Genomic DNA, 25,898 nt, shown 5'->3' on the forward strand with positions numbered 1-25,898 from the left:
TTAAGACTCAGATGTGCATATTTAAATAATGAGATTAAAATGGGTAGGTATGCTTAGTTAAAAAGCGGGATGCTCCCCAGTGCGATGTGTGTGAGACCGATATCACTCATATGTTATGTTGCTCCAGTCATATTAGGCTTAACATCAAGAATTGCCACTTCCAATATCATAATTTTAATGAGATGCTCGCCACTTTGCCGCTTTCAGATCGATTGTTTTAATGAACCCATCTTTTCCGTCCATGTACGCCTGAATATTATCAGGGTATTTTTTGGCAAGTTTTCTCTTTAGTTCGCTGTATTCCTGCGCGGCTTCCGAATGGGTAATCATATAATCTCGAAACGCTAAGTGGCGCTCTATCTGCGGTGAACCAACTTCAAAACTGTGAATGTGGTGGGTTCTATCCTTGCGAAAATAACGACGACCGGATATCCCAAACTCACCCATTGCTTGATAACCTAATGCCTCCATTTCTGAACTCTGTGTATCGATTTTAAGAATATCTTTAACCTCAACTAGCATATCGATAATCGGCTTTGCATGAATTTGTGGAATGGCTGTGCTACCAATGTGATGTATAGCAACCACATTTTCCCTAAGTGCAAGTGCAATCAGTTTCGACTCAGTTTCAAAGGCGCTTCGCCAATTTGGATCGTGGGGGACGACTTCTACTTTGAAAAAATCTACTTTTATTGACATGGCTGATAATTATTTGCTTTTTTTGTCATCTCATTGATTTACGATCGCATTTAAGCGAAACTGATTTTATTATCCCTCATATTTTACGGGCTGCGCCCAAAGCTCTTAAACATACGGACAGCGGGGAGAAACTGACTGTTTGGGAGAGAAATTTCAAAGCGCTCAATCACCTGATAGTCAAATTTTGTGTAAAATGGCTCTCCCGCTAGCGTCGCAATCATCTCAACTTCCTTAAATCCAGCACGCTCAGCAGCCAGTTCACATACTCGCATAATCTGACTTCCAATTCCTCGACGTGCCCATGCTGGATGAACAAAGAATGCACGAATCTTTGCCGAGTCGCTGTCTGGGTTGAGGAGGCTGTCTTCTAGATTATTTTTGCCTGAATCACCTCCATAAAGCGTTTTACGCTTACTCCAACCACCGCAACCAACAATTTGGTGATTGTTCTGAGCAACAAAGTATGTTTGGTCTAGAATCAGTTGACTGTCAACCCCAAAAACTATCCCCAGTGCGCCTTCAATCTGCTCTGAAGTGTAGTAGCCTGCAGGCACAAGCTCTAGCAGAATCAGGAATTAAAGTTGTCAGCTTAGGAATGTCTTCTAAGGAAGCTAATCGAATACAAAAATCCATTGAACCGATCGGCTAAACAAATCGCTTTCTTAGTTTGTCACATCTGTGAAAGCGGCAATGCAGCGATCGCCCGCTCGCCCACCCTCAGCTTTAAGCGAACACCCAAATCCCAAGCCCTCACCCTTTTTTTCATTTGGTCACAGGCTATGATTGACGGTTGGCAGCTTTTGAGAATCTAAATGCTAAACACAAATACAATAATTTCCAGCCTGCTGTTATTTATCCCGGTTTCCATCGCCGGACACTTTCTCGGCTGGGAACCCTCCACAATCTTCGTCACCTCGGCTTTAGCCATCATCCCCCTAGCCGCGTGGATGGGGACGGCCACCGAAGAAATCGCCGTCGTCCTAGGTGCCAATTTGGGGGGTTTGCTGAACGCTACCTTTGGAAATGCCACGGAACTGATTATCGGCATCGTCGCCCTCAACGCCGGACTAATAGATGTTGTTAAGGCCAGCATTACCGGTTCAATTATGAGCAACCTGCTGCTGGTGATGGGATTGGCGATGCTGCTGGGCGGCTTGCGCTACAAAGAACAAGATTTTCAGCCGACAGTCGCCCGGTTAAATGCTTCAGCGATGAACTTAGCCGTGATTGCCATTTTGGTGCCAACTGCAGTTAATGCCACCTCTATTGGCATCCCCGCAGAAACTATGCAGAACCTCTCTAGCGCTGTCGCTGTAGTGCTGATTGTCGTCTACGTGCTGACGCTGCTGTTTTCGATGAAAACCCACAGTTATCTGTACGATGCAGGGGTGGCAGAAATAGAAATGCTTGAAGATTTAGCCGAAAATAACTTAGCACCAGACAGTCCTGACCACAAAGTCAATCTGCCGCTGTGGATTGGGGTGCTATTGGCCTGTACCCTGATGGTAGCTGTCGAGTCAGAACTGTTGGTGGGTACTCTCGAAGAAGCGACAGCGCGTTTGGGACTGACATCACTGTTTACCGGGGTGATTTTAGTGCCGATTATTGGCAATGCTGCCGAACATACGACGGCGGTGACGGTGGCGATGAAAAATAAAATGGATTTGTCGGTTTCTGTGGCCGTGGGTTCGAGTTTGCAAATTGCTTTGTTTGTGGCCCCGGTGTTGGTTTTGGCAGGTTTTGTCTTGGGCAAACCGATGGACTTGAATTTTAACCCGTTTGAACTTGTAGCGGTTGCGGTGTCGGTGCTGATCGCCAATTCTATCAGTTCTGACGGCAATTCTAACTGGCTCGAAGGTACTTTGCTGTTGGCAGCTTATACGGTTTTGGCGCTGGCTTTCTACTTCCATCCGGTAATTGAGGGACTTGTGTAAAAGGCTTTCTTATCGGGAAGGAAGAAGGAAGAGGGAAGAGGGAAGAAGGCAGATTTTTTCACTCCCTCACTCGCCCACTATCCCACTCTCACTTCTTTCTTCGAGAGTGGTGGTTGCGATCGTACAATTGAAATGTGGCTGCTCTCTCGTTATTAGTTCTGGTGTGTTTATACATTATGTGCTGTCATCAGGGATTTGTGACCTCGATCGGCTGTGACAAACAATAAAACCTTTGCCCTCAAGCCGATCGTTAGATCCCACGGCCACCGGTTATACAAAAACACGGGAGGCTGAAGTCTAGCGAGGCTTTAGTCTCGCTAGACTTCAGAGACGTTGGAAGATTTCAATCAAGGGTGCTGATGAGTCTTTTACTAGGTGTGCTACGATCGTCATAAGTTGAAAATTGAGTCTAACTAGACAAAGTAAAACCTCGTACTCTTATTGTTGAGTACGTTGTCCCACAAACACGGTGTTGCCGTCTAGGAAAACTCGTATTTGAACAAAAACCGAACTAGATTTAAAGAGGACTAATCAAATACGGTATGCCATACCAGAATTAACGATTTTAGAAAAGACACCTCTAATGCGGCTTGAGTAATCTTGTCAAGGCAAGTAACGCAAGCTGAATCAAAAATCTCACTCACCAAGAGTGCACAGAGGTTAATCTAATCGCTTAATACTTGATTAAACTTCCTCCGAGCTACTTATGACAAGCATATTGACAGAGGCGCAGTTTTGTGCAACATTCTCAGAATAATGCCCAAAATCTGCAGGAAAAATTTTCTGGAAGAGTAAACGACGGTCGATTTAAAACTGGCCAGCCTATAAAAAGGTCGAACGGGATACCACGATTCGTTAAATTGGTTGAAAATAATGGTTAAACAATGGCTAAAAGCTTCCACAATAATAAATAGTTGTAGAGACTTCAAAAATAGGGTGCTGCTCCACCCGAATTTACGCCTGTGGACAAGTAAGAGCCGACTCTCTTGGCAGAAGCAGGAATCAGACCCTCTAGAAAATACTTCTAGTTGAATGGTGAAGCTTAGATAAGTTTAGCCAAGTTTTGTAGAGCAGTGTCAAAGTAAAACTTGATAGAGCAACCTCAATCAGGGTTATGTGGCTTCTGTGAGTTATTGCCTCAATCCCAAATGCCCGAATCCCTCCGATCCAGCCAACTCTGGTAAATCCGTGTGTATCCACTGCGGGTCAGAACTTTTGTTGCAAGGTCGATATCGGCTAGTCGCGCCTCTCGGAGGCGGCGGCTTTGGCAGAACATTTGAAGTGGACGACAACGGCGCCCGAAGAGTGCTCAAAGTCCTGCTGAAAGAACATCCCAAAGCTGTAGAACTGTTTAAGCAAGAAGCCGACGTGTTGGTCAGGCTCAGACATCCAGGTATTCCAAAAGTCGATCGCGACGGTTATTTTATATTTACGCCCGCTCACAGCACAGAGTCTTTTCACTGCCTCGTGATGGAGAAAATTGCTGGGGCCAATTTGCAAGACTGGCTGAAACATCGGGGCCGCCCCATCAGTCAAGAACAAGCTGTGAACTGGCTCAAACAACTGTCGGAAATTTTAGACCAAGTTCACCGCCTCAACTATTTCCATCGGGATATCAAGCCGCACAATATTATGTGCAAGCCAAACGGGCAGTTAGTGCTGATTGACTTCGGGACTGCTCGGGAAGTGTCGGCGACTTATTTCGCTAAGGTGGGCCAGGGGCAAAATGTGACTGGTATTGTTTCCCCCGGCTACACGCCGCCCGAACAAACAAATGGTAAGGCTGTTCCCCAGTCAGATTTTTTTGCTCTGGGGCGCACTTTTGTTTATTTGCTGACTGGAAAGCCACCGACTGCGTTTCCAGAGAACCCGCGCACGGGCAGATTAATGTGGCGCAAAGGAGCTCCTCAGGTTTCCGACGCCGTGGCTAATGTAATCGATTATCTGATGGCGCCTTTTCCGGGCAATCGACCTCAAAGCCCGCAGATGGTTTTGCAGTGCTTGGAGGAAATTAATCTCGACGGCGCTGAAAGTCAGTTGCCCACTCAGTTGCCGACGACGGGGCAAACTAAAATTCGCGGAACTGCCGGGCCGTCTGGGGCGAAGAAGCAGAGTTCCATGAACCGCCTCAGACCTCTGAATTCGGGATTGAACAAGACCGATAAAGATGTTTTTGATTGGAAAAAGAAGTTGCTGGCGGGCACGGCTGTTTTGATGGTGAGTGTTGGCGCGTCTCAAATTTACGGTTCGCTGCGTTACGGGGTGTTTCCGGCAAACCCGGTGTGGCTGCTTTCTACTTTACCTACCACTCATTTTTTGCAAAAAAGTTTGGATAATGTTGGGAGTGTAAATGCGATCGCCCTGTCGCCTGACGGTAAAACTTTGGTGAGCGCAAGCTTTGGGACGATTAGAATTTGGAATGTGAGGACGGGACGCCTAGTGCGGACTCTCAATTCGGTGCATTCTAAAAAATCGGTCAAGACGGTGGCGGTGAGCCCGGACAGCTCGATTTTGGCCAGTGGGGGCGACGACAATAATGTGATTCTCTGGGATTTGAAGACGGGGCGACGGATGCGGACGATTGCCGCTCACAAAGCCACCGTCAACGAGATCGCTTTTAGCAGGGACGGTCAAACTCTGGCTAGCGGCAGCGATGACAAAACTGTTCGCTTGTGGAATGTCAGAACCGGCAGCAGGTTGCGGACTTTGAGCGGCCACGCCGGAGGAGTAAACGCGATCGCTTTGAGCGGGGATGGTAAAACTCTCGCTAGCGGCAGTGAGGACAAGACTGTGCGTTTGTGGAATCTCGCCACCGGTGAAGTCAGAAGAATTATCACAGGTAACCGGGGCCCCGTTACTGCTGTGGCTTTTAGCCCGAACGGGAAAATAGTGGCTAGTGCTAGCACCGACAATACGATCCGTTTGTCGAACGTCCAAGACGGGAAGCGCACCCGCACTTTTAAAGGGCATTCGAGCTCGGTGAGGACGATCGCCTTTAGCCCGGACAGCCGGACTTTGATCAGCGGGGGCGAAGATATTATAGTTTGGGATTTGAAGACGGGAAAAGAAAGAAGCACTCTTTCTGGTCACACTCAGTTTGTGAGTTCTGTTGCTATTTCCAGAGATAGCAAGACTTTTGTGACCGGCAGTCCCGATCGCACTATTAAAATTTGGCGAATGCCATAGTCCTACTATTTTAGATTTGAGATTTGAGATTTTAGGTTGAAAAGCCGAGGCGATCGAGAAATCGCATCCCGACTCCGACGTGGAAGTCTGGGCATTGCCCGCCCTACAACTGTTACTTGCCGCAATTGGCAAAAGCAGAAAACAGGTTAAATTCTGTAACCCTCCACGCTTGCCATGTCTGCGCGCCCGCAAAAAGACTGTACCTTGTTATGCTTTTATCGCTGTCAACATAACTTTGCCAACTTAATGAAGCAACAGTTGGATACTGGGCTGGAAACTCCCCTGGTATAGGACTTACTTGCGAGCTCATGTTCCATCCTACTTGCTTGCTAAAATCTTGAATTTGACCTTCGCAAGTTCGACAGTTAGAACCGCCCACTTTCTGCCAAATCTCTAACTGTGGAGTCAATCCATACTTGCCATTGCTCGATCGCATCCACATTTGATCGATCGCCCGGAGGTTCGGACAAGACAGATTAGCGGAGTTGTTGCGGATCAGAGAGACTGTTTCTTGATCTGCTTCGTACCATTTTTCGGCTTCTAATAAGGATTAAAGTTTGCTAAATTCGCTGTTACTTTCTTGTGAATTAGCGGGAAATGCTGGTTGCAAAACTGCCATAAATGTGCCTATTAATGCGAGTGATTGTTTGCTAAGTTTAAACATGATATTTTTCTGAGTAAAAGTGATTTAACAAATGACTGTTTACCATCTCTAAACAGAGACGAAATCTTCAGAGCCGATGAGGTTTGGAGCAACGCCTGTCAAAGAAGCTAAAACTTCACCGCTGCTGGCTACTCTAATTAATGTGGCGTTAGTTCCAGGGGAAATTGATAGCTGTCCGAAGGTCAAGCCATTGATTAATTGAATGGTATCTTGAGATTTGGTGAAATCAGAGATTGTATCAACTCCCAATCCCGCACCTAAAACAAATACATCGTTGCCCGCGCCGCCGACTAGATTATCGTTGCCCAAACCGCCGTTGAGGGTATCAAAACCTTTGCCGCCAAATAGGATATCGCTGCCGCCTCCCCCGATAAGAATATCGTTGCCTTGTCTGCCGGCGATCGTGTCATCGCCGTCTAAACCGCTGATATTATCGCTGCTGGGAGTGCCTGTGAGGTTGTCGTTGCCGTTTGTGCCGTTGATGTTGTTACTAGAAGTATTGATAACGCCTGGAATGTTGGTTAAGTCAACAATAAAGAGGTCTGGGCCATTGTTGGTATCTCCCGGCACGAGGTTGGAGGCCTTAGATGAAAACGCCACTTTCTGCCCGTTGGCGGAGATGGAGGGGCTGTAGGATTCGCCGTTCCCCTGATTGCCCGCCCCTGAAACAGAGACGCGAGTGGTGGTATTGGTTGACAAGTCGCGCACGAAGATGTCAGTGCTATTGTTAGTGTCCCCCCGCACGAGGTTGGAGGCATCAGATTCAAACACCACAAACCGTCCGTCGGCGGAGATCGAGCTATAGTCGGCGGAGATCGAGCTATAGAGGGAGGAGTCGTTCCCCGGATTGCCTGCTGAGTCAACTGAGACGCAGGTAGTGGTATTGGTTAACAAGTCGCGCACGAAGATGTCGCCGCGATTGTTAATGTCCCCCGGCACGAGGTTGGTGGCATCCGATGCAAACGTCACAAACCGCCCGTCGGCGGAGATGGAGGGAATGCCGGAGGAGTCGTTTCCCTGAATGCCTGCTGAATCTACAGAGACGCGGGTAGTGGTATTCGTTAACAAGTCGCGGACGAAGGTATCGCGACTATTGTTAGTGTCTCCCGGCACGAGGTTGGAGGCATTAGATGCAAACCCCACAAACCGCCCGTCGGCGGAGATGGAGGGGAACTCGGAAATGCCGTTCCCCTGATTGCCTGCTGAATCTACAGAGACGCGGGTGGTAGTGTTTGTTAACAAGTCACGCACGAAGATATCACGGGTATCGTTAGTGTCTCCCGCCACAAGGTTGGTGGAATCCGATGCAAACGTCACAAACCGCCCGTCGGCGGAGATGGAGGTCAACAAGGAATAGGAAATGCCGTTCCCCTGATTGCCTGCTGAGTCTACAGAGACGCGGGTAGTGATATTCGTTAACAAGTCGCGGACGAAGATGTCGGCTCTACCGTTAGTGTCCCCCGGCACGAGGTTGGAGGCATTAGATGCAAACGCCACAAAGCGCCCGTTACCGGAGATGGAGGGGAGTACGGACAAGGCGTTCCCCTGATTGCCTGCTGAGTCTACAGAGACGCGGGTGATAATATTCGTTAACAAGTCGCGCACGAAGATGTCATCGGTATTGTTAGTGTCCCCTGGCACGAGGTTGGTGGCATTAGATAAAAACGCCACAAACCTCCCGTCGGCAGAGATGGAGGGGATCTCGGAGTCGCCGATCGCCTGATTGCCTGCTGAGTCAACTGAGACGCGAGTAATCGTCATAAGCCCTGACATTTAAGAGTACAAGTTTGGAACTTCGTGCGGTTGATTGACATCATTCAATAACCAGCTCTCAAAGTCAATTCATAAAATTCATAACATTGAGTTCATAAAAGTCATATTTATCAACAACTGTTGCCGACAGTAGACAAAATAGCCAAACTCATATGCAGTCAGCGAGCGAATGATACTTACTCCAGAATTAAAGAAGTTTTCTGTAAGCTGTTCAGCATTTAAATTTTTTGCCTGAAAGCCAGGGTGCAAAGAGTCTAGGGTTCAAAAATCCCAATTTAAATGCGTATCAGCTTATTGCAAAATCTAATAACTAATTCCCCGCCCGTTTTTGGCAAATTCATCAACAGTTTGCTGCGAAAGTTCGTGAACTGCGATCGCCTGCAACAGGTCAAAAGGCAATGTCAAATGATGTGCTCCAGCTAATAAAGTCTTTACCGCTTCTTCCGGCGATTTAATGCTAGCTGCCAAAATCTCAGTATTAGTTCTCTGCAACACATTGGCCATATCCCGCACTAACGCAAAACCGTCTCCCAACAATCTGGTGGCGCGATTCACATAGGCGATCGCATATTTGGCCCCCGCTTCTGCTGAGACAACTGCTTGTGATGCGCTGTATATCGCCGTCACCGCGCAAGGAATGGACGGTGACAAATGTGCTACTGCTTGGAAACCAGCCGCCGTTGCTGGAACTTTCAACACTGTTTGCTGTCCAATTAATTCAAAAGCCGCTTTTCCTTCTGCTACCATGCCATCAACATCAGATGCCCTTAGCTGATAATACACTTCCCCAGGAATCAGTTGTGCCAGTTGTTTAAGGGTTTGCTCAGGAGATAACTCACTTTTTGTCAAAAGTGTCGGATTAGTAGTAATTCCCGCTACCCATCCGAACTTGCTCGCCCGTGCGGCTTCCGCTACAATTGCAGTATCAACATAAATTGCCATCGGCTCTACACCTTCAGTTTGTTAAAAATTTCCAGACGGTTGCTTGCAGATTGATATAAATCCGAGCAAAATTAATTGTTAAGCTTTAACAATATCAGAATCTCGGAAATATTACTGTTAAGTAAATATAACAATTCAGTGATGTGCATCATCGGTAGTAGTGTGTGAGTTTTGAATTTAACAGGACTTAGGCTCAGAAATCCCGTTTCTTACAAAAAATTGGTGGAGGACGACCTATCTGTGAATAAACCTCGTTTTTGAGGAAAATTGGGTAAGTGCGATTTAAGATAGCTAACAACTAACATCAAAACTTTTAAGTCAGTTGGTAACTGCGATTGTCGGGTAAGGAAAACTTGACTCGCCAAATCCCGGATACAAATAAGTTACATTTGTATTAAGGGTTATGTATGCAATAACTCCAGGAGGTGACTCAGAAAATGACCGAAGAAAAAAATCAGCAGCCACAAGTCAGCCTTGAGACATCTTCTGAACAACCTCAGTTGGAAAAGTCAGCAGAAACTGCTGAAGAATTGTCGAAAAATCTTAAGTCTGAAACTCTGTCTCAAACGGTTGAAAATAACGCCGAAGAACGTTTGAAGGCTCTAGGCCGCTTAATGATGGTGAGCCTAACTTGGTCGCTGGCTGGTCTTTCCAAACGCGAGTAAGTTATGGAACACTACCGCAACGGGCCAGCTATGATTTGTGAGTTTTGTTGTAAGTTTTGTTTAACTCAAAACTTACAACTCCCGGACTTACCTGATGTCCGGTTAGTTGTAATAAAACCCGTTTTTAGTGAAGACTTTAGTCCTTAAAGCAAGGACTAAAGTTTTCAACAGACCACTCATCACTTTTCTTTAATTCCTTCAAACGGCCCCAAAAAAGTCGGTTCGGGACGGGTAACACGCACTTCCCAAAGCGCTTTAATTACTGCCAAAAATTCGCGAAAACTGTAGTGAATCATGCCCTTATGGCTAAATTTTCCCCAATCCGGCGTTCCTAAGCCGATCGCCTGTATGCCCAACCGGCGACAGGTATAAACAGCGCGGGCTAAGTGAAAGTTTTGGGTAACTAAAACAGCCTGCGTTATGCCAAAAATTTCTTTCGCCCGGTAGCAACTTTCATAGGTACTAAATCCGGCATAATCGAGAACGATATTATTAATCGGTACGCCTTGGGCTTCGGCGTAGTCCTGCATTGCTTGGACTTCGTTGTAATCGACGCTGCTATTGTCTCCTGTCATCAAAAGTTTGTCCACTCGCCCCGCTTTGTACAAATCGACGGCTGCTTGCACTCGATCGGCTAACATGGGGCTTGGAGTGCCGTCTTCCCAAACTCCGGCACCAAAAACTATAGCGATGGGTTCTGCAGGCACGTTAGCTATATCTCTGTAGCGGTAGTTGCTGGTAACAAGTCTGACGTAGTAGTTGAGGGCTAGAGGTGTGAGTAATGAGGTTAATATTAACAGCCCGATGGCAAGACGCCATTGAAATATAAAGGGTTTAGGCAACATAAATTCAAGTTATCTTCCTATATAATTACACAAACAGGAACGGTCGGGGGTCTAAAAATTGTCTAGTTACCGAATTTACATTATATTAAAAAAAACATGATTCAACAACAGCCAAATTTTGAATTGCTAGAATCATTTTTATGGGAGCCAAAAAACGGTTATTTTTTGCTAGACAGACATCTTCAAAGATTAGAACGATCGGCTGATTATTTTAATTTTCCCCTATTGCTAACAGAAACAAGCAAAGCTTTACAAGCATTAAGTATTACTTGCAGGTCAGTCAAACAAAAAATACGGTTAACAATATCTTGTGATGGAAACATAACATTACAAGCTCAGGCACTAGATAGCGGTATCTTAAAAATCGGTGCATCTGTGGGAATTGCCCGCCAACCGATCGATTCTCAAAACCCATTTCTTTACCACAAGACAACTTACCGATTGCCTTATACAATGGCTTTGGAGTCGCAGCCCGAATATCAGGATGTCTTTCTGTGGAATCAAGATGGAATGATCACCGAATCCACGATCGCCAATATCGTGCTCGATACACCCGCAGGCCTAATCACACCTCCCGTCAAGTGCGGTTTATTACCGGGGACGTTTCGTTCTCAACTTTTAGAGGAAGGAAAAATCAGAGAAGAATTAATTACCTTAGATGATTTGCACAGTACCCAAACTCTATTTCTCATTAACTCCGTTAGGGGTTGGATACGCCTCAAAAAAGAGGAAAACCGAGATATTTGGAAAGTTGTAATTAATGGCTGAGATAACGCTTTCACTCGATTTTAGGAGGGTGCACAATATGCACTTTACTACTACAGATAGTGTCAAAATTGACTCGTTGCGTAAGTCCTGAAAGTGTTAACCATAGTGCAATCTATTATGAAACAAATACAACCTTGGCATTGGCGAAAGCTTCCCCTAAATCAGCGCAGCGGATCGGAGATTTTTCAAACTTTATTTCTAGGTCAAACCGCCGACAGTGCAAGCTCAATATCGGATTTCCCCCCCCGCGATATGGCTGTTCTGCTAGAAAGTCCAGTTACATCTTCTACTAACTTGGCACGATATTCTATTTGTGCAGGTTCTCCCCGGATAATTGATAGTCAACCTCAGCTATGGACACCGCCAGTCGGTGAAATTTTACCTTTTTTACGCGCTCTTTTGGAATCTCAAAAGCAAAATTTAGCAGTCAATGTACCGCCGGAAATTCCTTTTACTGGGGGTTGGTTGGGATGGCTAGGTTATGATTTAGCATGGGAAATCGAACACCTGCCCCAACTCAATACTGATCCGCTTCCTTTCCCGGTTAGCTGTTGGTACGAACCAGAATCTTTTGCGGTTTTAGACCATCAAACGCAAATTCTCTGGTTGGCTGCGAGTCAACCTTCTCACCTCGATGTTATGCAGCATCAATTAGAGCAAACCGAGGGAGAAATAATCCAGAATAATTTACCGGAAAATTCTCAACAAAATTCGGCTACTCCTATTTTTCAACTATCTCAGAGTCAGTATAAAGAAATAGTGCGAAGAGCTCAGAAATATATTCATGCGGGCGATATTTTTCAGGCTAATTTATCTTTGCGGTTTGAAGCCCGTACAGATTGCAGCAGTTGGTCAATTTACCGCGCTTTGCAACGGATCAATCCTTCGCCTTTTGCAAGTTATTGGCAAACTCCGTGGGGGACAATAGTTAGTTGTTCGCCGGAAAGACTGGTTCAATTATTAGGGAAAAAAGTGGATACTAGACCGATCGCGGGAACGAGACGGCGAGGTTTAACCTCCATTCAAGATGATCACTTAGCACAGGAATTAATAGAAAATATCAAAGAAAGAGCCGAACATATTATGTTAGTTGATTTAGAGCGCAATGATATCGGGAGGGTGTGTGAATGGGGGTCGGTAAAAGTTAACGAATTTCTGACTATTGAACGCTACAGTCACGTGATGCACCTCGTCAGTAATGTTATCGGTACATTAAGACAAGATTGCGACGCGATCGACTTAATTCGAGGGGTATTTCCGGGCGGTACGATTACAGGTTGTCCGAAAGTGCGCTGTCTAGAAATTATCGAAGAATTGGAACCTGTGAAGCGCAATTTATTTTACGGTTCCTGCGGTTATTTGGACTGGCGCGGCAACCTGGATTTAAATATTTTGATTCGCACCCTTTTATATGCACCAAAAAGTGACGGTACAACCGGGGGAGTTGTTTGGGGACAAGTGGGTGCGGGGATTGTTGCTGATAGCGATCCAGAAAGGGAATGGCAGGAGTCGCTGCATAAAGCTCAAGCTCAAGTTAATGCTTTGAAATTAGCGGAAATATTTGATTATAGGCTTTCTCAGTAACATGAGGTGTTGTTGGGCATTGGGCATTGGGCATTGGGCATTGGGCATTGGGCATTGGGCATTGGGCATTGGGCATTGGAAGAGTACCTTACTTTCCTGAGAACCGCTATAGTTTTTTTAGCGATCGCACTGTGAGTCATATCAATTCCGGCAGTAAGGCCGGAATGATATCAAATCCGAGCTTCTAAGTCGGGCGTAAAGTCGAATCAAGCTGTCAACAAATAATTCGCGTAATTTTCATTTTTTTACTCACAGTCAACAGTCAACAGTCAACAGTCAACAGTCTATTGATTGTCCGAACCTACTGCCTCAGAAATCGAACTAAATCCGCGTTCTTCTAACTTTTGCAACAAACCTTGGAGAATCCGACGCACCATCCAAGGCCCTTCGTAAACCCAACCAGTGTAGACTTGAATTAAACTCGCACCGGCGGCTATTTTTTCCCAAGCATCTTCGGCGGTGAAAATGCCGCCAACTCCAATTATGGGCAATTCGCCTTTTGTATATTGCCAGATAAATCGGATTACTTCTGTCGATCGCTCTCGCACTGGAAGCCCGCTAATTCCCCCGGCTTCTTCGGCGATTGGTTGGTTTGTTTCTCGCAATATTTGTGTTTTCAATCCGTCGCGGCGGATGGTGGTATTTGTGGCGATAATTCCTGCTAGTTGGTAGGTTTTTGCTAAGTCGAGGATTGATACGATCGCCTCCGACTCCAAATCCGGCGCAATCTTGACTAAAATTGGCTTGGTTCCCTGATTTTCTTGTTGCAAAATTTCCAAAATTGTGCTAAGCCCAGCAGCATCTTGGAGCGATCGCAACCCAGGCGTATTCGGAGAAGAAACGTTCACTACAAAATAGTCGCCCCAATCTTTCAGCAGCTTAAAACTCTCCAAATAGTCGGCTGCTGCCTGCTCTAACGGTGTTACCTTAGATTTACCGAGATTGATGCCCAAGGGGAACGGAGACTGAGGCATGGGGCGCGAGGCATCGAATTTTGACTGTTTCTGTGCTGCCTCAAACCGGGCTGCCATTGCCGCGGCTCCTTGATTGTTAAATCCCATGCGGTTGAGGGCTGCACTGTCCTCCGTCAAGCGAAACAAGCGAGGTTGAGGGTTTCCCGGCTGCGGTTGACAAGTGACAGTGCCAAGTTCGGCAAAGCCAAAGCCAAAATTTGCCCAAATGTCAGCAGCTACGCCGTTTTTATCAAATCCGGCGGCCAAGCCGACAGGATTGTTAAAGCTCAGTCCCCACAAAGATTGTTCGAGGCGAGAATCTTGGACTCCCAAAGATTTCTGCAATCGAGAGAGCATTTGGCTGGTTGCGGGGTTTGACTGGGTTCTGGCTGCGAGTTCGAGAACTTGGAGAGTGCGGTTGTGCAGCCACTCGGCATCGGTTTTCAATACGGAAAACAACAGCGGGCGTACACTTGATTGATAAATATCCAATGATTTGTACTGGGGCAATTTACAAATTAGAAATGAGAAGGGAAATAAAAATATTCACGAGCCGACAGCGAAGGCGAAGTTTTTACTTCAACTTCGATCGACTTTATCCAATGTTTGAGATTGAAGGATAAGTGAGACGATTATATTATAAGTTGATTCTTTGGCATTTTATTTTTTTGAATATTTAAGTTAGTAATTTTAAATTAGACAAGGTGCGGGGAAGCTTGGAAATGGGGCAGCAGCAAAGACCGAAGGATTTAGACGAACAAATCGCGACCCTAGAGCGCGTTCTCCAGACTCTCCGAGAAGAGGAGAATGTTGATGTGCTACTTTCGACCACACTCGGTTACTTGCAAGCGGAATTTGACTGGCGGTTGATTTGGATCGGGTTGTACGATCGACAGGCGCACAGATTGTTCGGGAAAGGCGGCATGACTCCTAACGGCGACCAGTCTTTTCTCAAACAGCGGTTTGCCCTCAGCCCAGGAGATTTGCTCGAACAAGTGGTGATTCAGCTCCGCCCGGTGGGAGTCCCGGATTTGCGATCGGAAAGTAGAGCCGGAGAATGGCGCAAAGCAGCTCAAACTTTCAATATTCAAGGCACGACTCTGTTTCCCCTGCGCTACAAAGACCGCTGCTACGGCGTGATTTTGCTCGGCACTGAGGTATGGGGAGCGTCGCCAAAGTCCGGGGAAAAAACGCAGTTGGCGATCGTATTTGGAGCGCTGGCAACTGCTCTTTACCAAATAGAAAAAGACTGGCAGCGACAACAAGTTAAACACCCAGATGAGTCTCTTTTAGCGCTGATTTCGCAGTTGGGGGAATTGCGATCGCTCGACCAATACTTGCAAGCTGTTGTCGAACAAACTCATGAATTTATCGAGCCGACACGCACCAATGTTTATTGGTTCGAGCGAGAGCGACGCTATTTTTGGCGCCGAGTCAGCAACCGCGAAGTTACTCCGGGTTTAGGCGGGCCGGCCCGACCGGCTTCGGGCATCACCGTCCAAGACTTGGGCGAATTTTATCAGGCTTTGGGCAGGGAAGAAATGGTTTGGATCGGTGAATCTCAAAGTTCTCTGAAAACTGAGCTAACGGGGCGGTTGATGCAGCAAATCCGCGCTCGCTCTCTGTTGGCTGCGCCGATTGTTTCGGAAGGGGAATTGTTGGGATTTTTGGCAGTCGAAGCCGGCGAGCCCCGGATTTGGCAAGACAATGAAAAGCATTATCTGCGGGGAGTGGCGCAGTTAGTGGCTCTGACGGCTCCTGTGTCGGAGATGGAGGAGAAAATTCAGCAAATTGAGATTGATCGAGATTTAACTGCCGGAATAGCTCACGCCATCTACAGCGATGCTGACTGGGAGACGACTTTGAAAAATACCGCCGAACAGTTGTGCGATCGGCTCAAATGCGAATACTTTTTGCTCCTGCTGTACGGCGAAGAACAAAATCGCTTTGAAATTGTCTGCCAAAATCTGCCCCGCAACCGCAGGTCAGTGCCGTCGCCACTCAACGCCCTCGATATGGCTGACGTGGGGCTGTTGGAAGAAAGTGCACCTCTAGCTATTGAAAATTGGGAGGAAGACGAGCGGTTGGGCGCTTGGCGGGATGTGTTGGGGGAAGCGGGGGTGCGATCGCTTTTGGCATCGAGCACGAGGGGGAAAAAGAAAGACGGAGAAAACCCCAATCTAAAATCGAAAATCGCCAATGGCAAATCGATCGAGGGTTTGCTGGTTGTCGGACACAATGCAACTCGCACTTGGAGGCGATCTGAGCAAGAATTAGTTCGGCTAGTGGGCGAACAACTCGGATTGATCCTGCACTCGTGGCAGCAGAGTTCGGCAATCGACAAATATCAGCAATTTGAGCGATCTCTCAAATCGGGTTTGGCGGTTTTGCACCATTATCCTGATGAGCAATCTGAGCAAGAGATAGCTGCTGCTTCACCGACGATGTTCCCAGAGTTGCCGCTACAAAAGCTCGATCGTAACTTTGCTCAACACGTTTCCCAGACAATTTCCTGTCCTTTAGTAGCCGTAATTACTTGGAATCCCGGTGAGGAGGAAGGTTCCATCGTAGCGACGGTAGCTGCCAATCCCGTATTTGCCCTCAATCCCGAGGCGGTGATTCCTGTCAAAACAGATGCTTTGATCCAACAAACCCTGGCTGCTAGCGGGGTGGTGCAACAGAGCACGAGCCAACTGCAACTGGCGACGAAGCGGTGGCTCCGCAGTCCGGGAATTGGCGAGATTCTGACGGTGGCGCTGCGGACGGCCCCAGAACACGCTCCGGCGGGCATTGTGGTGGCTGCGGACGCTCCGGGCCGCCAGTGGTCGGAGTTGTCGGTGAGTTTACTCAGCTCGATGGCGTCTCAGTTGGCTTGGTGGCGCAGGTATTTGGCGGTGCAATCGATCCAGGAGTCGCAGCGATTGGATCTGGAGTTGCTCAACTGGTACAAACAGCGCCGTTTTGAGGAGTTTTACCGCACGGTGGGAGCGGGGGTGAAGGAGTTGGGGGAGTTGAGTCAGTCGATTTTGCAGTCGGCGAAGGAGCAAAAGGATGCTCTGAAAATTTTGCGCTACCAACAGGTTTTGCGGCAAATGGGCAATGCTTTGGGGTCAACTCATTTGCTGCTGAAACAGGAACATTGGCGGCTGCAATTCGGACAAGATGCGGTGCCTGTGAGCGCTTGGCTGAGGCGATCGCTCGATCGAACGGCCTCCCTGGTCAAACAGTCGAAAGTCTTGCTGGATGTGCACAGAGAAACTGCTGTGTCGATGCCTGCGGGTCAGACTTTGAGCGTTCGTGGGGACAGTATCAAGCTGGATTTGATCCTGTGCGAATTGCTGGCGACGGCTTGCAGGCGCTCTGCTGTTGGCGCCAAGATTGAGATTCGCTCTCAGTTGTTGGGGGAAGATTTGTTAGAATTGTCTGTGATCGATAGCGGCGCGTGCGATCGACAGTTAATTGCTGCCTTCAACGGCGGTTCCGAACCCGATATATTAGCGGTTTCTAGTTCCCATAGGTCGATCGTGCAAAATCTTTTAATTTGTCAGCGAGCAGTACGCTTAATGGGGGGAAACTTTTCTCTAGAAATGTTAGAAAACAATTTAATTGTGGCTCGTTTAGTGCTGCCCCTAGCCAATTCTTAAAATTCTGTACGGGCGAGTTCGCCCGTACTTATAGTTATTGTAGGGTGCGTCAGGGGAAAATTTTTTAGTCTTTAGTGGTCACATTCAGCCCTGACGCACCCTACTAACTAAAGGGACTGTGTTTCCCACTTACCGAATTTTTTTATGAATGATTAACATCCAAGGTATTAAAAACCCTCTGCCTAAACCGATGAAGTAACAGTTTCCGCCGCCTCAGAACTGGGGAAAAACCTTTGAGTAATCCAAGCAGTTACAATATGAGAAAGCAATCCCATCGGCCCAGCAAAAAAACACAAAGCCAAAGAGTGAACAGTCCAAACTCCTGTCCGCTGTCCTTCCCAATAAATCCAGCGCCCGACAAACAAGTCCATCACTAAAAAATGTATCCATCCCGTAGCCGCCGCCGTTTCTTCCCCCAGAAACTTAGCAATATCTGCTAACTTAGGATTGGACAAAGCAGCCGCATTTTCCGCAGTTAGACTGCTACCAAACAAATATATGTACAAAACGGCGAGCACTGCAAACGGAATAAAGGAATTCATCACTTTTCGGGTAATTCCCCAGTTGGGTAATAAAATCATAATTGCCCAGAAAGGCACAACGAACAGATTACCGACATTAAAAATTAGTTCTGGTGTCATAGTTGGCTCTTGGCTCCTGCGAAGGCAATGCAATTAAGGATGTTAAGATTACTTTACACAATTTTTGCGGAAATTTCTCAAAATCCGAAAAAAATCTCATTCACAAATGAAATAGAATTGCTATACTTATCTAAAATTTCAAATCTCGCATCTAAAATCGATTAAGGCAGCACAGCCCATGACAAATTATAATAACTTTGCCGACTGGTGCAAGCACAAAGAAAATATCTCTCCCGGCGTCAAAGATACGGTAGAAATACTGTTGCAAATATCAGATACTTCAGATTGCGATCGAGCTAACGAACTGCTTTCTAATACAACCGAACTTAACCTCAAAAATCTTCAAATTACCGATATCAGCCCCCTCTCATCTTTCACTCAACTTACTAATCTCATCCTCGGCAGTAATCAAATATCTGACATCGCTCCCCTGCAATCTTTAACTAACCTGAAAATTCTGGTTATAGATGTCAATCAAATATCAGATATTAGTCCGCTTTCATCTCTAACAAATCTGAGTATACTTGTTCTCGATACCAACCAAATCTCAGACATCATTCCCCTAACTGGTCTAACTAATCTTACCGCACTTGTCCTGTTTGACAACAAAATTTTCGACATCACTCCGGTGAAAAATTTAACTAACTTAAATGCGCTGATTCTCTACAAAAATCAAATTTCCGATCTCGCTCCTCTGGCAAATTTAACTGAGCTCCAGATACTCTACCTTTACAATAATAAAATATCGGATATCACCCCGCTGGCTTCCTTGAAAAATCTCAAGACGCTGTTTCTCTTCGGAAATGAAATATCTGACCTTACTCCGCTGGAATCTCTAACAAACTTAAATAAATTGGTTCTATTCCAAAATCAAATATCCGATATTAGTCCTTTGAAATCGCTCACTAATTTAATTGAACTAAACCTGGGTAACAATCAAATATCAGACATCAGTCCGTTGAAATCGTTAACTAACTTGACTGAACTTTATTTGTTCAACAATCCGATTTCGGATAGCAGCGCGCTACAAGGTTTAAATAATTTATTTTTACTAGACTTGTATAACAATCAAATCTCTGATATCAGTTCCCTGCAATCTTTGCAAAAGTTGACTACACTGGACTTGCGCGGGAATCCCATTGTTAATAAAATTTGTCCTGTCAATCCTGAATCTATATGTAGGTTTTAATTAATTATTAAGGTCGAGGCAAGATTGCGGTTTATAGAGTATAATGTCAAAGGTCAATATCAGGAGAAAGTAATGAGCGGACATGATGCTTTAATGTTAGGATTGCTGCTGTTGCCAGGTTTGGCTTTGTCGATCGCAATTATGGGCGCTTTTGCCGCTGGTGGATAATCAGTTTCGGGAACAGGCAGATTTTGTAAAAAGTAGTTTTTCCCTCGTTTTCCTCCTTCCCTGGCTCTGGCTGGGAACGCATTTCACTATTGCTCTGCCTCCTGTTTTTTTGCAAGCGAGGCAGAGCCTCTGGATCTCGGTTTCCAGCCAGAGGCTGGGAACCAGTTAATTTCCCTTCTTCCTTCTTCCTGACATCCGTTACATCCGTTACATCCCGTACATTGCTCGTTGCCGAACTTCCTTCTTCCTTCGCTTACAAAAATTGTGCTGTAACATCCGAATTTACTAAAGTATTCGCGCACAAAATACCCGATGCTGCGACAGCGGGCACGCCAATTCCGGGCATGGTGCTGTCTCCCACCCGATACAAGCCTTTGACTGGTGTTTGCGGGCCGGGAAATGTGCCTTTTCCGGCGGCAATTGCAGGCCCGTAAGTTCCTTGATATCGGCGTAAAAATCGGGCGTGGGTTAGCGGTGTGCCGATCGACTCTAAGACTATCCGCGATCGCAAATCCGGTATAATTTTTTCTAAAGCTTGAAACAGAGATTGCGATCGCTCTTGCTTTTTCGGCTGATACAATTCGCCATATTCCCAACCTTCGTAAGGTTCCAATGTATAAGCGTGAACGGTGTGATGTCCGGGCGGCGCGAGAGTTGCATCCCACACTGTAGGAATCGAAATCATGCAAGTATTTCCGGGTACTGTAATGTCAATCTTGCTGTCGTGAACGACGACGTGGTGGCCGGTCAAACCTTCGAGTCCTTCGGCTTTAATTCCTAAATGTAGGTGCATGAAACTGTCTACGGCGGGCATCGACAAAGCGTTTTTTCGGTAGCTTTCCGGCAAATCTTCAGGGCGCAGTAATTTTGTATAAGTATCCCAGATTGTGGCATTTGAAATGACAATTGGGGCGCGGATAATTTCGCCATTTTTCAAGCGAACGCCGGTGGTTTTGCCGGATTCAACTAATATTTGCTCGACGGGAGATCCCAGGCGCAACTTTCCTCCCCAGCGCTGCAAACCTCTGACTAAAGCATCGACGATCGCACCGCTGCCACCTACAGGATATTCGATCGCACAGCGCGATCGTTCGCCAATCATAAAAGCTATTTCCGGCGCGACAGTTCCGTGCGCTTTCAAACCCGACAGCAAAAAGCACTCCAAATCTATCAAACGTCGCACCCAAGGGTCACGCACATCGCGATCCATCAAGGAACCTGCTGAACCCGCGATCGCACCTACTAGCGGCAACAGCTTCAGCAAAGCAGGCGAGTACCGAGACAGCAAAACAGGTATTAACTGCCAGTCGGATCTCAGCGCTAAAGCCGGAATTCCACGCAAAGCTTCATACAAAACTAATAAATTTTGTTGAAATTGCTGTAATTCTACAGCACCTTGCGGTGCGAACTTAGCTACAGCATCTAAGTAACTTCTGGCATCAGCATAAATCGGCAAACTTCCCTCTGGAAAATGGTAATGCCCTAGCGGATCGTAGGAAATTGCTGCGATCGATTCCTCCAAAACATCAAAAACTTGCCGCAGAGGATTGAACGACCGGGGGTCAGTCAAACCGCAATAAAAAGAAGGCCCCGAATCAAAGTGAAATCCTCGGCGCGAAAAGCTGTGAGCTGCCCCGCCCGCTATAATGTGGCTCTCGCAGACGAGAACCCGCTTGCCGTAACGAGCTAGCATCGAGCCGGCGACTAAGCCGCCAATACCGCTGCCAATTACGATCGCATCAAAGTCTTGCATTTATCAAATGTGGTATAATTGTATTATTTCTTGCTGAGTGTTGACAGGGTATTTTTATGGGAGGAAAACTATGAAAGCTTTATCTATTTTAGATGAAGTTGTTCGCGAATTAGAACAAGACGTGAATCTCTCGCGCATTAAAAAAATAATATTTTTTGCTTGTAAAGAGTTCTGGGAAAACGACCCCGCCCAACTCGCCAGCGCAGATGTAAGAATTTTAATTGAAGAACTGTGCGCCAAATACAGCAGGTTAGAAGACATTGAAGCTGTTTTAAATAGTATAGTCTCTAAGGTCAATAAAAAAACCGAGTATGCTTTAGTAACAGATCTCATAGTATGTCAACTTAGCAGGCTGTATGAATTTGAAGATTTCACCAAATTAGAAGTAAACATATCTAGTTTTGGCGGTCAGGAAGCTCCCGCATTTGAAGAACACTTTAGTTCGGAAATACCCAGCAGCGAAGAAAGGGCAAGAAACCCAGGAAAATTATTTGATGTCAGACAAAAAATTTTGCAGCAAACAAATCCGCTGAGGGCAAAAATCCTAATTTTTTCTACTCTTTATCACGAGTTTACTTTTAGCGATCGCGACTGGCTACTGCTGAAAACTCAAGAACTTGACAATCTACTGCGACAACTGTTTAATGTCTGTGGTAGCCTAGCCGAACTGGAATCTCATTTGTACAGAACTGCTAGCAATCTTGACAACAGAGATGAAAACGACCAAGCTGCGAGCGTAATCATCAAAGCGATGAATCCTTGTTACGCAAAAATGCAACAGGAAGAATCCCATGAAGCCGAATCTTCTGCTAGCGAAGATTACGATCAGACACATTTAAACAACAGTGTTTATGAAGAGAGCGAGCTGGTGGACAGGCGCACCGATTATTTTGATCCAGGCGAGATTACTCACATCCTTCAAGCTGCTCCACCTCATTATCATTATGATCCTCAAAAGAGTTACTTAGTGCCGGACACGGCAGAAAATCTACCGTTTAAAGAACCCGAAACCAGCAATAATTATGCTACCGAGTTCAAACAGGAAATCGTAGAAACATTCCCAGTTGCAGAAATGCCGACTATTATCGAAATTTTAGAACCGGCGGCTCCTGTTATTATAAATATTAGCGATTCCATCAAACGCAAGTTGGGATTGGAAGAAGAAATGACAGAATTAGTCACTCACAGTGCTAACTCTGCAACGGCGCAAATAGAAAATATATTCACCCAGTTAGAAGCTGCTTTGAACGGAAAATTTTCTACGGGAAGTGTAGAGGAGCGTTTGTACTGGAAATATAAAAATCTTAGAGAGTATGTAGGTAAAGTTCAGAAGTTTACCGATAAATTGCTGGAAATTTTGAGTGAATTGGAGTCAAAAGAAAGCGAAAAATATCCTTCTGAAATCACAGGCAACCTAGTTGAAAATATTTCAGACATACCGCAGGAAAACTCTAGCCATAAAGCAAATCAGTATCAGCTTCTGGAAATGGCAAAGCAAGGCAAACCAAAGGCGATCGCCCAATTGATTAATCAATTGCTACAGCCTAAAGGAATTACTGCTACAGTAGGATTTAAAGACGGTTGGCTCCATGTGATTCTGGAGTCTGCGGAAGTACCAAACCAACAGGCTACAGCTACCTACATTCACAAAAAGCTGTGTACTTTAAAATCAAAATATCTTACTCATGTGAAAATTCATGGGCGACAGTTAGGTAGCAAAACAGTCTTTTGGACTCAAGAATTTGTCAATCCAACTCATTAAATACCCCGACTCAAGTCTGAGGCTACACAAAAAACTAAGTCGGCCTGCGCCAACTGAAATTTAAGAAATTTCATCAAATTTCTCAGACTCAAGTTTGGCGCTACAAAAACTAAGTCCGCCTGCGCGAACAGAAATTTAAGCAGTCTAGAAATAGCAGATTGTACCTAATTCACAACAAAAAAATATGAATGCCAGCGAAATTTTAAGGCGATATACATCAGGAGAACTAGATTTTCAAGGTATGAATCTCAGAGGCGTATACCTGAGCGGTGCCGATTTAATTGGCGTCAATTTAAGCAGTGCTGACCTCTGGGGTGCAAACTTAGCGATGTCCTACCTGAGCAGAATTAACCTTCAGCGCGCAAATTTAACTAATGCAAAGCTGTGTGGTGCTAACTTAAATCAAGCAAACTTGAGCGGAGCAAATTTGTCCGATGCAGACTTCCACGGAGCGACTTTGCAAGGTGCAGACTTTCGCAAAGCCAACATCTCTTTGGCCGTTTTTATTGATGCAAATTTGAGCGATGCAGATATGCGAGGTGTGAATTTGCAAGGTGCAGATATGCGCGGTGCGTGCTTGCGGGGTGCAAATTTGCGGAAGGAGCCGCGGATTTTTGAGGGTGCAAATTTGCGGGGTACAAATTTGCAAGGTGCAGATTTGCGGGGCGTCAATTTGCAAGGTGCAGATTTGACTAAAGCTAATCTCAGTCACGCTAATTTGACTGAAGCATTTCTGGGAGAAGCAAATCTGACTCAGGCGAATTTGAGCGAAGCTATTTTAGATGGCGTATTTTTGACTGAAGCAACTTTGGTAGAAACAAATTTTTCCTGGGCTGTAATGGCTAATGCTAAGTTGGAAAGAGCTGTGTTACTTGATGCTGAATTAGCTGGCGCTAACTTGCGAGGTGCATTTATGACTGATGTTAAGTTGAGCAATGCTAATTTAATTATGGCTGACTTGAGTCGAGCTAATTTGGTGCGGGCTGATTTGAGTCGAGCTAATTTGAATCAGGCAAATTTGAGCGAAGCTGATTTAACTGATGCTTACCTGGCTAGAACAGATTTGCGGGAGGCAATTTTGCACCGCACAACTTTGATTAGGGCAGATTTGAGCACTGCTAATTTATCAGGTGCTCAGTGGCGCGGTACAATTATGCCGAATGGAGAAATGCACGGGTAATTACTTCTAGTAGCAATTTAACGCTCTCCGCAAAATAGTTAATTTAATAGTTAAGGAAATTCCCTATAAAAAAAAGAGGGCAATGCTGTGTTAGATTCAGGAAAAATTTTACAAGAACGTTATCAATTGCAACAGCGTTTAGGACGCACAGCGGCCGGTCATCAAACTTGGCTAGCAGTAGATTTAGAGTCTCAAGAACAGGTGACGCTGAAAATGTTAGCTTTTAGCCCGGAAATGCAGTGGGAAGAACTCAAGCTTTTTGAAAGAGAAGCACAAGTTTTGCAGGCGCTAAATCATCCCCGCATTCCTTGCTATCGAGATTATTTTTCCCTGGAGCGGGAAGCCGGAGCAGGATTGCCTTGGTTTGGGTTAGTGCAAGATTATATTCCGGGATTTTCACTTCAGGAATTTTTAGAAAATGGTCAGCATTTTTCCGAAAAACAAGTACGAAAAATTGCCACTGAAGTGCTGGAAATTTTAATTTATTTGCATGAATTGAGTCCCCCGGTTTTGCACCGAGATATTAAGCCGAGTAATTTAATTTTGGGGGAAGATCAGCAGGTTTATCTAGTAGATTTTGGTGCGGTACAAGCTCAAGCGGCGGTGACAGGCGTAACGTTTACAGTGGTAGGAACGAGTGGCTATGCACCCTTAGAACAGTTTTGGGGGCGGGCGGTGGCGGCTTCGGATTTGTATGCCTTGGGAGCTACTTTAATTCATTTGTTAACGGGGGCGACACCTGCGGATTTACCACAGAAAGATTCTCGGATTCAGTTTAGCGATCGCGTGAGTGTCAATCCTACTTTGGTAAGCTGGATTGAGAAGATGACGGAAATCGGGTTAGAAAAGCGTTTCAGCAAGGCTAGAGAGGCTTTAGCAGCTTTGAAATCGGGCAACATACAAGGGGCTAATCTTCAAATTGAGACTGTGAGGAAAATTGCTAAACCGCCTCACAGTCTCATTCAAGTTAGCAAATCAGCGACGGAGTTACACATTAAAATTCCGGCTGTCTTAGTCAGAAAGCCTTTATTATCTGCTTATCTAGGAACAGTAATGCTAATGACATTTATCCCGACAATTATCCCCTTTTTAACAGGAAAATTGAGCATAGGGGTAGTAATTTCGGTACTTATAATAGGTTTATTAGTTAAGGTTATTTTTGAGATAAAGCAAGTTAAATTTAATCGCAAATTTTTTAAAATAACACATCAGGTATTGGGGTGTAAATACTTACAAGAAACAGGAGAAATATCAGAAATCTTGGGTGCTTTCATTCACAATAACTCTCTTTCGGGAAACCAAATCAAGATTCGTGCCGGTAACGATATGGGAACTTACTTTTATGTTTTAGGAAAAAATTTGACAGAGATTGAGGCGGCTTGGTTAGCGCAAGAAATTCAAGATTGGTTAAATTTAAGATAAATTTTTGTAGGCGAAGCCGTGGTGATTAATTTTTTGTATAATAGACATCTCCCAACTAAAAATGGGTGACGAGCTCACTTATAGGGTGTCTAAAATACAACTTTAAAAGAGTTATGCCAAGGCTTT

Annotated in this window: 18 protein-coding genes and 1 pseudogene; 10 read left to right on the forward strand and 9 right to left on the reverse strand. The window is 45.6% G+C overall.

The window, feature by feature from the left end:
• Nucleotides 1-174 precede the first annotated feature (174 nt).
• Together QUA36_RS24010 and QUA36_RS24015 are read right to left on the reverse strand one after the other, a co-directional pair.
• On the reverse strand, nt 175-699 hold the full coding sequence (locus tag QUA36_RS24010) for a GrpB family protein (protein WP_333457845.1): 525 nt from the start codon (nt 697-699) through the stop codon (nt 175-177).
• 83 nt (nt 700-782) lie between these two features.
• The gene (locus QUA36_RS24015; RefSeq protein ID WP_333457847.1) at nt 783-1,253 is read right to left on the reverse strand and encodes a GNAT family N-acetyltransferase; all 471 of its coding nucleotides are present in this window, start codon (nt 1,251-1,253) and stop codon (nt 783-785) included.
• Nucleotides 1,254-1,511: 258 nt separating this feature from the next.
• On the opposite strand from QUA36_RS24015, the gene cax reads away from it, so the two are divergent.
• Together cax and QUA36_RS24025 are read left to right on the forward strand one after the other, a co-directional pair.
• Nucleotides 1,512-2,633, forward strand: a complete 1,122-nt coding sequence (gene cax / locus QUA36_RS24020; protein ID WP_333459332.1) for a calcium/proton exchanger — start codon at nt 1,512-1,514, stop codon at nt 2,631-2,633.
• Nucleotides 2,634-3,749: 1,116 nt separating this feature from the next.
• Nucleotides 3,750-5,819 (forward strand): serine/threonine-protein kinase, encoded by a 2,070-nt coding sequence (locus QUA36_RS24025; protein WP_333459333.1) that lies wholly within the window; start codon nt 3,750-3,752, stop codon nt 5,817-5,819.
• Nucleotides 5,820-5,931: 112 nt separating this feature from the next.
• Here QUA36_RS24025 and QUA36_RS24030 read toward each other — a convergent pair.
• From QUA36_RS24030 to QUA36_RS24040, 3 genes and pseudogenes are all read right to left on the reverse strand, one after another.
• Nucleotides 5,932-6,333: pseudogene (locus tag QUA36_RS24030) on the reverse strand (GUN4 domain-containing protein); the annotation flags it as partial.
• A gap of 198 nt (nt 6,334-6,531) precedes the next feature.
• The gene (locus QUA36_RS24035) at nt 6,532-8,244 is read right to left on the reverse strand and encodes a calcium-binding protein (RefSeq protein WP_333159939.1); all 1,713 of its coding nucleotides are present in this window, start codon (nt 8,242-8,244) and stop codon (nt 6,532-6,534) included.
• Between the two features lie 315 nt (nt 8,245-8,559).
• Complete coding sequence (locus QUA36_RS24040; protein WP_333159937.1) at nt 8,560-9,198, reverse strand: transaldolase family protein; 639 nt, start codon at nt 9,196-9,198, stop codon at nt 8,560-8,562.
• 437 nt (nt 9,199-9,635) lie between these two features.
• On the opposite strand from QUA36_RS24040, the gene QUA36_RS24045 reads away from it, so the two are divergent.
• On the forward strand, nt 9,636-9,863 hold the full coding sequence (locus QUA36_RS24045) for a hypothetical protein (RefSeq protein ID WP_333159935.1): 228 nt from the start codon (nt 9,636-9,638) through the stop codon (nt 9,861-9,863).
• Nucleotides 9,864-10,042: 179 nt separating this feature from the next.
• On the opposite strand, the gene QUA36_RS24050 is transcribed toward QUA36_RS24045, so the two are convergent.
• On the reverse strand, nt 10,043-10,708 hold the full coding sequence (locus QUA36_RS24050; RefSeq protein WP_333459334.1) for an ElyC/SanA/YdcF family protein: 666 nt from the start codon (nt 10,706-10,708) through the stop codon (nt 10,043-10,045).
• Between the two features lie 96 nt (nt 10,709-10,804).
• Here QUA36_RS24050 and QUA36_RS24055 point away from each other — a divergent pair, with 96 nt between their 5' ends.
• Both QUA36_RS24055 and QUA36_RS24060 read left to right on the forward strand, forming a co-directional pair.
• Nucleotides 10,805-11,476: an aminotransferase class IV gene (locus tag QUA36_RS24055; protein ID WP_333452973.1), complete on the forward strand. Its 672-nt coding sequence runs from the start codon at nt 10,805-10,807 to the stop codon at nt 11,474-11,476.
• A 117-nt stretch (nt 11,477-11,593) separates the two neighbouring features.
• On the forward strand, nt 11,594-13,060 hold the full coding sequence (locus tag QUA36_RS24060; RefSeq protein WP_333459335.1) for an anthranilate synthase component I: 1,467 nt from the start codon (nt 11,594-11,596) through the stop codon (nt 13,058-13,060).
• A gap of 284 nt (nt 13,061-13,344) precedes the next feature.
• Here QUA36_RS24060 and QUA36_RS24065 read toward each other — a convergent pair whose 3' ends face one another.
• Nucleotides 13,345-14,505: a quinone-dependent dihydroorotate dehydrogenase gene (locus QUA36_RS24065; protein ID WP_333459346.1), complete on the reverse strand. Its 1,161-nt coding sequence runs from the start codon at nt 14,503-14,505 to the stop codon at nt 13,345-13,347.
• A 230-nt stretch (nt 14,506-14,735) separates the two neighbouring features.
• On the opposite strand from QUA36_RS24065, the gene QUA36_RS24070 reads away from it, so the two are divergent.
• Nucleotides 14,736-17,657, forward strand: a complete 2,922-nt coding sequence (locus QUA36_RS24070; protein ID WP_333459336.1) for a GAF domain-containing protein — start codon at nt 14,736-14,738, stop codon at nt 17,655-17,657.
• A 182-nt stretch (nt 17,658-17,839) separates the two neighbouring features.
• On the opposite strand, the gene QUA36_RS24075 is transcribed toward QUA36_RS24070, so the two are convergent.
• Nucleotides 17,840-18,298, reverse strand: a complete 459-nt coding sequence (locus QUA36_RS24075; protein ID WP_333272134.1) for an ABA4-like family protein — start codon at nt 18,296-18,298, stop codon at nt 17,840-17,842.
• A 178-nt stretch (nt 18,299-18,476) separates the two neighbouring features.
• Between QUA36_RS24075 and QUA36_RS24080 the strand changes: the two genes are divergently transcribed.
• Nucleotides 18,477-19,487 carry a leucine-rich repeat domain-containing protein gene (locus tag QUA36_RS24080; protein ID WP_333459337.1) on the forward strand — a complete coding sequence of 337 codons (1,011 nt, stop codon included), beginning with the start codon at nt 18,477-18,479 and terminating at the stop codon, nt 19,485-19,487.
• Nucleotides 19,488-19,908: 421 nt separating this feature from the next.
• Here QUA36_RS24080 and QUA36_RS24085 read toward each other — a convergent pair whose 3' ends face one another.
• Nucleotides 19,909-21,408, reverse strand: coding sequence for an NAD(P)/FAD-dependent oxidoreductase (locus QUA36_RS24085; protein WP_333459338.1), 1,500 nt, complete (start codon nt 21,406-21,408; stop codon nt 19,909-19,911).
• Between the two features lie 70 nt (nt 21,409-21,478).
• Between QUA36_RS24085 and QUA36_RS24090 the strand changes: the two genes are divergently transcribed.
• From QUA36_RS24090 to QUA36_RS24100, 3 genes are all read left to right on the forward strand, one after another.
• Nucleotides 21,479-23,170 carry a hypothetical protein gene (locus QUA36_RS24090; RefSeq protein WP_333451781.1) on the forward strand — a complete coding sequence of 564 codons (1,692 nt, stop codon included), beginning with the start codon at nt 21,479-21,481 and terminating at the stop codon, nt 23,168-23,170.
• Nucleotides 23,171-23,354: 184 nt separating this feature from the next.
• Complete coding sequence (locus QUA36_RS24095; protein ID WP_333368975.1) at nt 23,355-24,350, forward strand: pentapeptide repeat-containing protein; 996 nt, start codon at nt 23,355-23,357, stop codon at nt 24,348-24,350.
• Between the two features lie 87 nt (nt 24,351-24,437).
• Complete coding sequence (locus QUA36_RS24100) at nt 24,438-25,772, forward strand: serine/threonine-protein kinase (RefSeq protein WP_333459339.1); 1,335 nt, start codon at nt 24,438-24,440, stop codon at nt 25,770-25,772.
• Nucleotides 25,773-25,898: the final 126 nt, after the last annotated feature.

It is taken from the genome of Microcoleus sp. Pol10D4 (genome assembly GCF_036701555.1).
Classification (GTDB): domain Bacteria; phylum Cyanobacteriota; class Cyanobacteriia; order Cyanobacteriales; family Microcoleaceae; genus Microcoleus.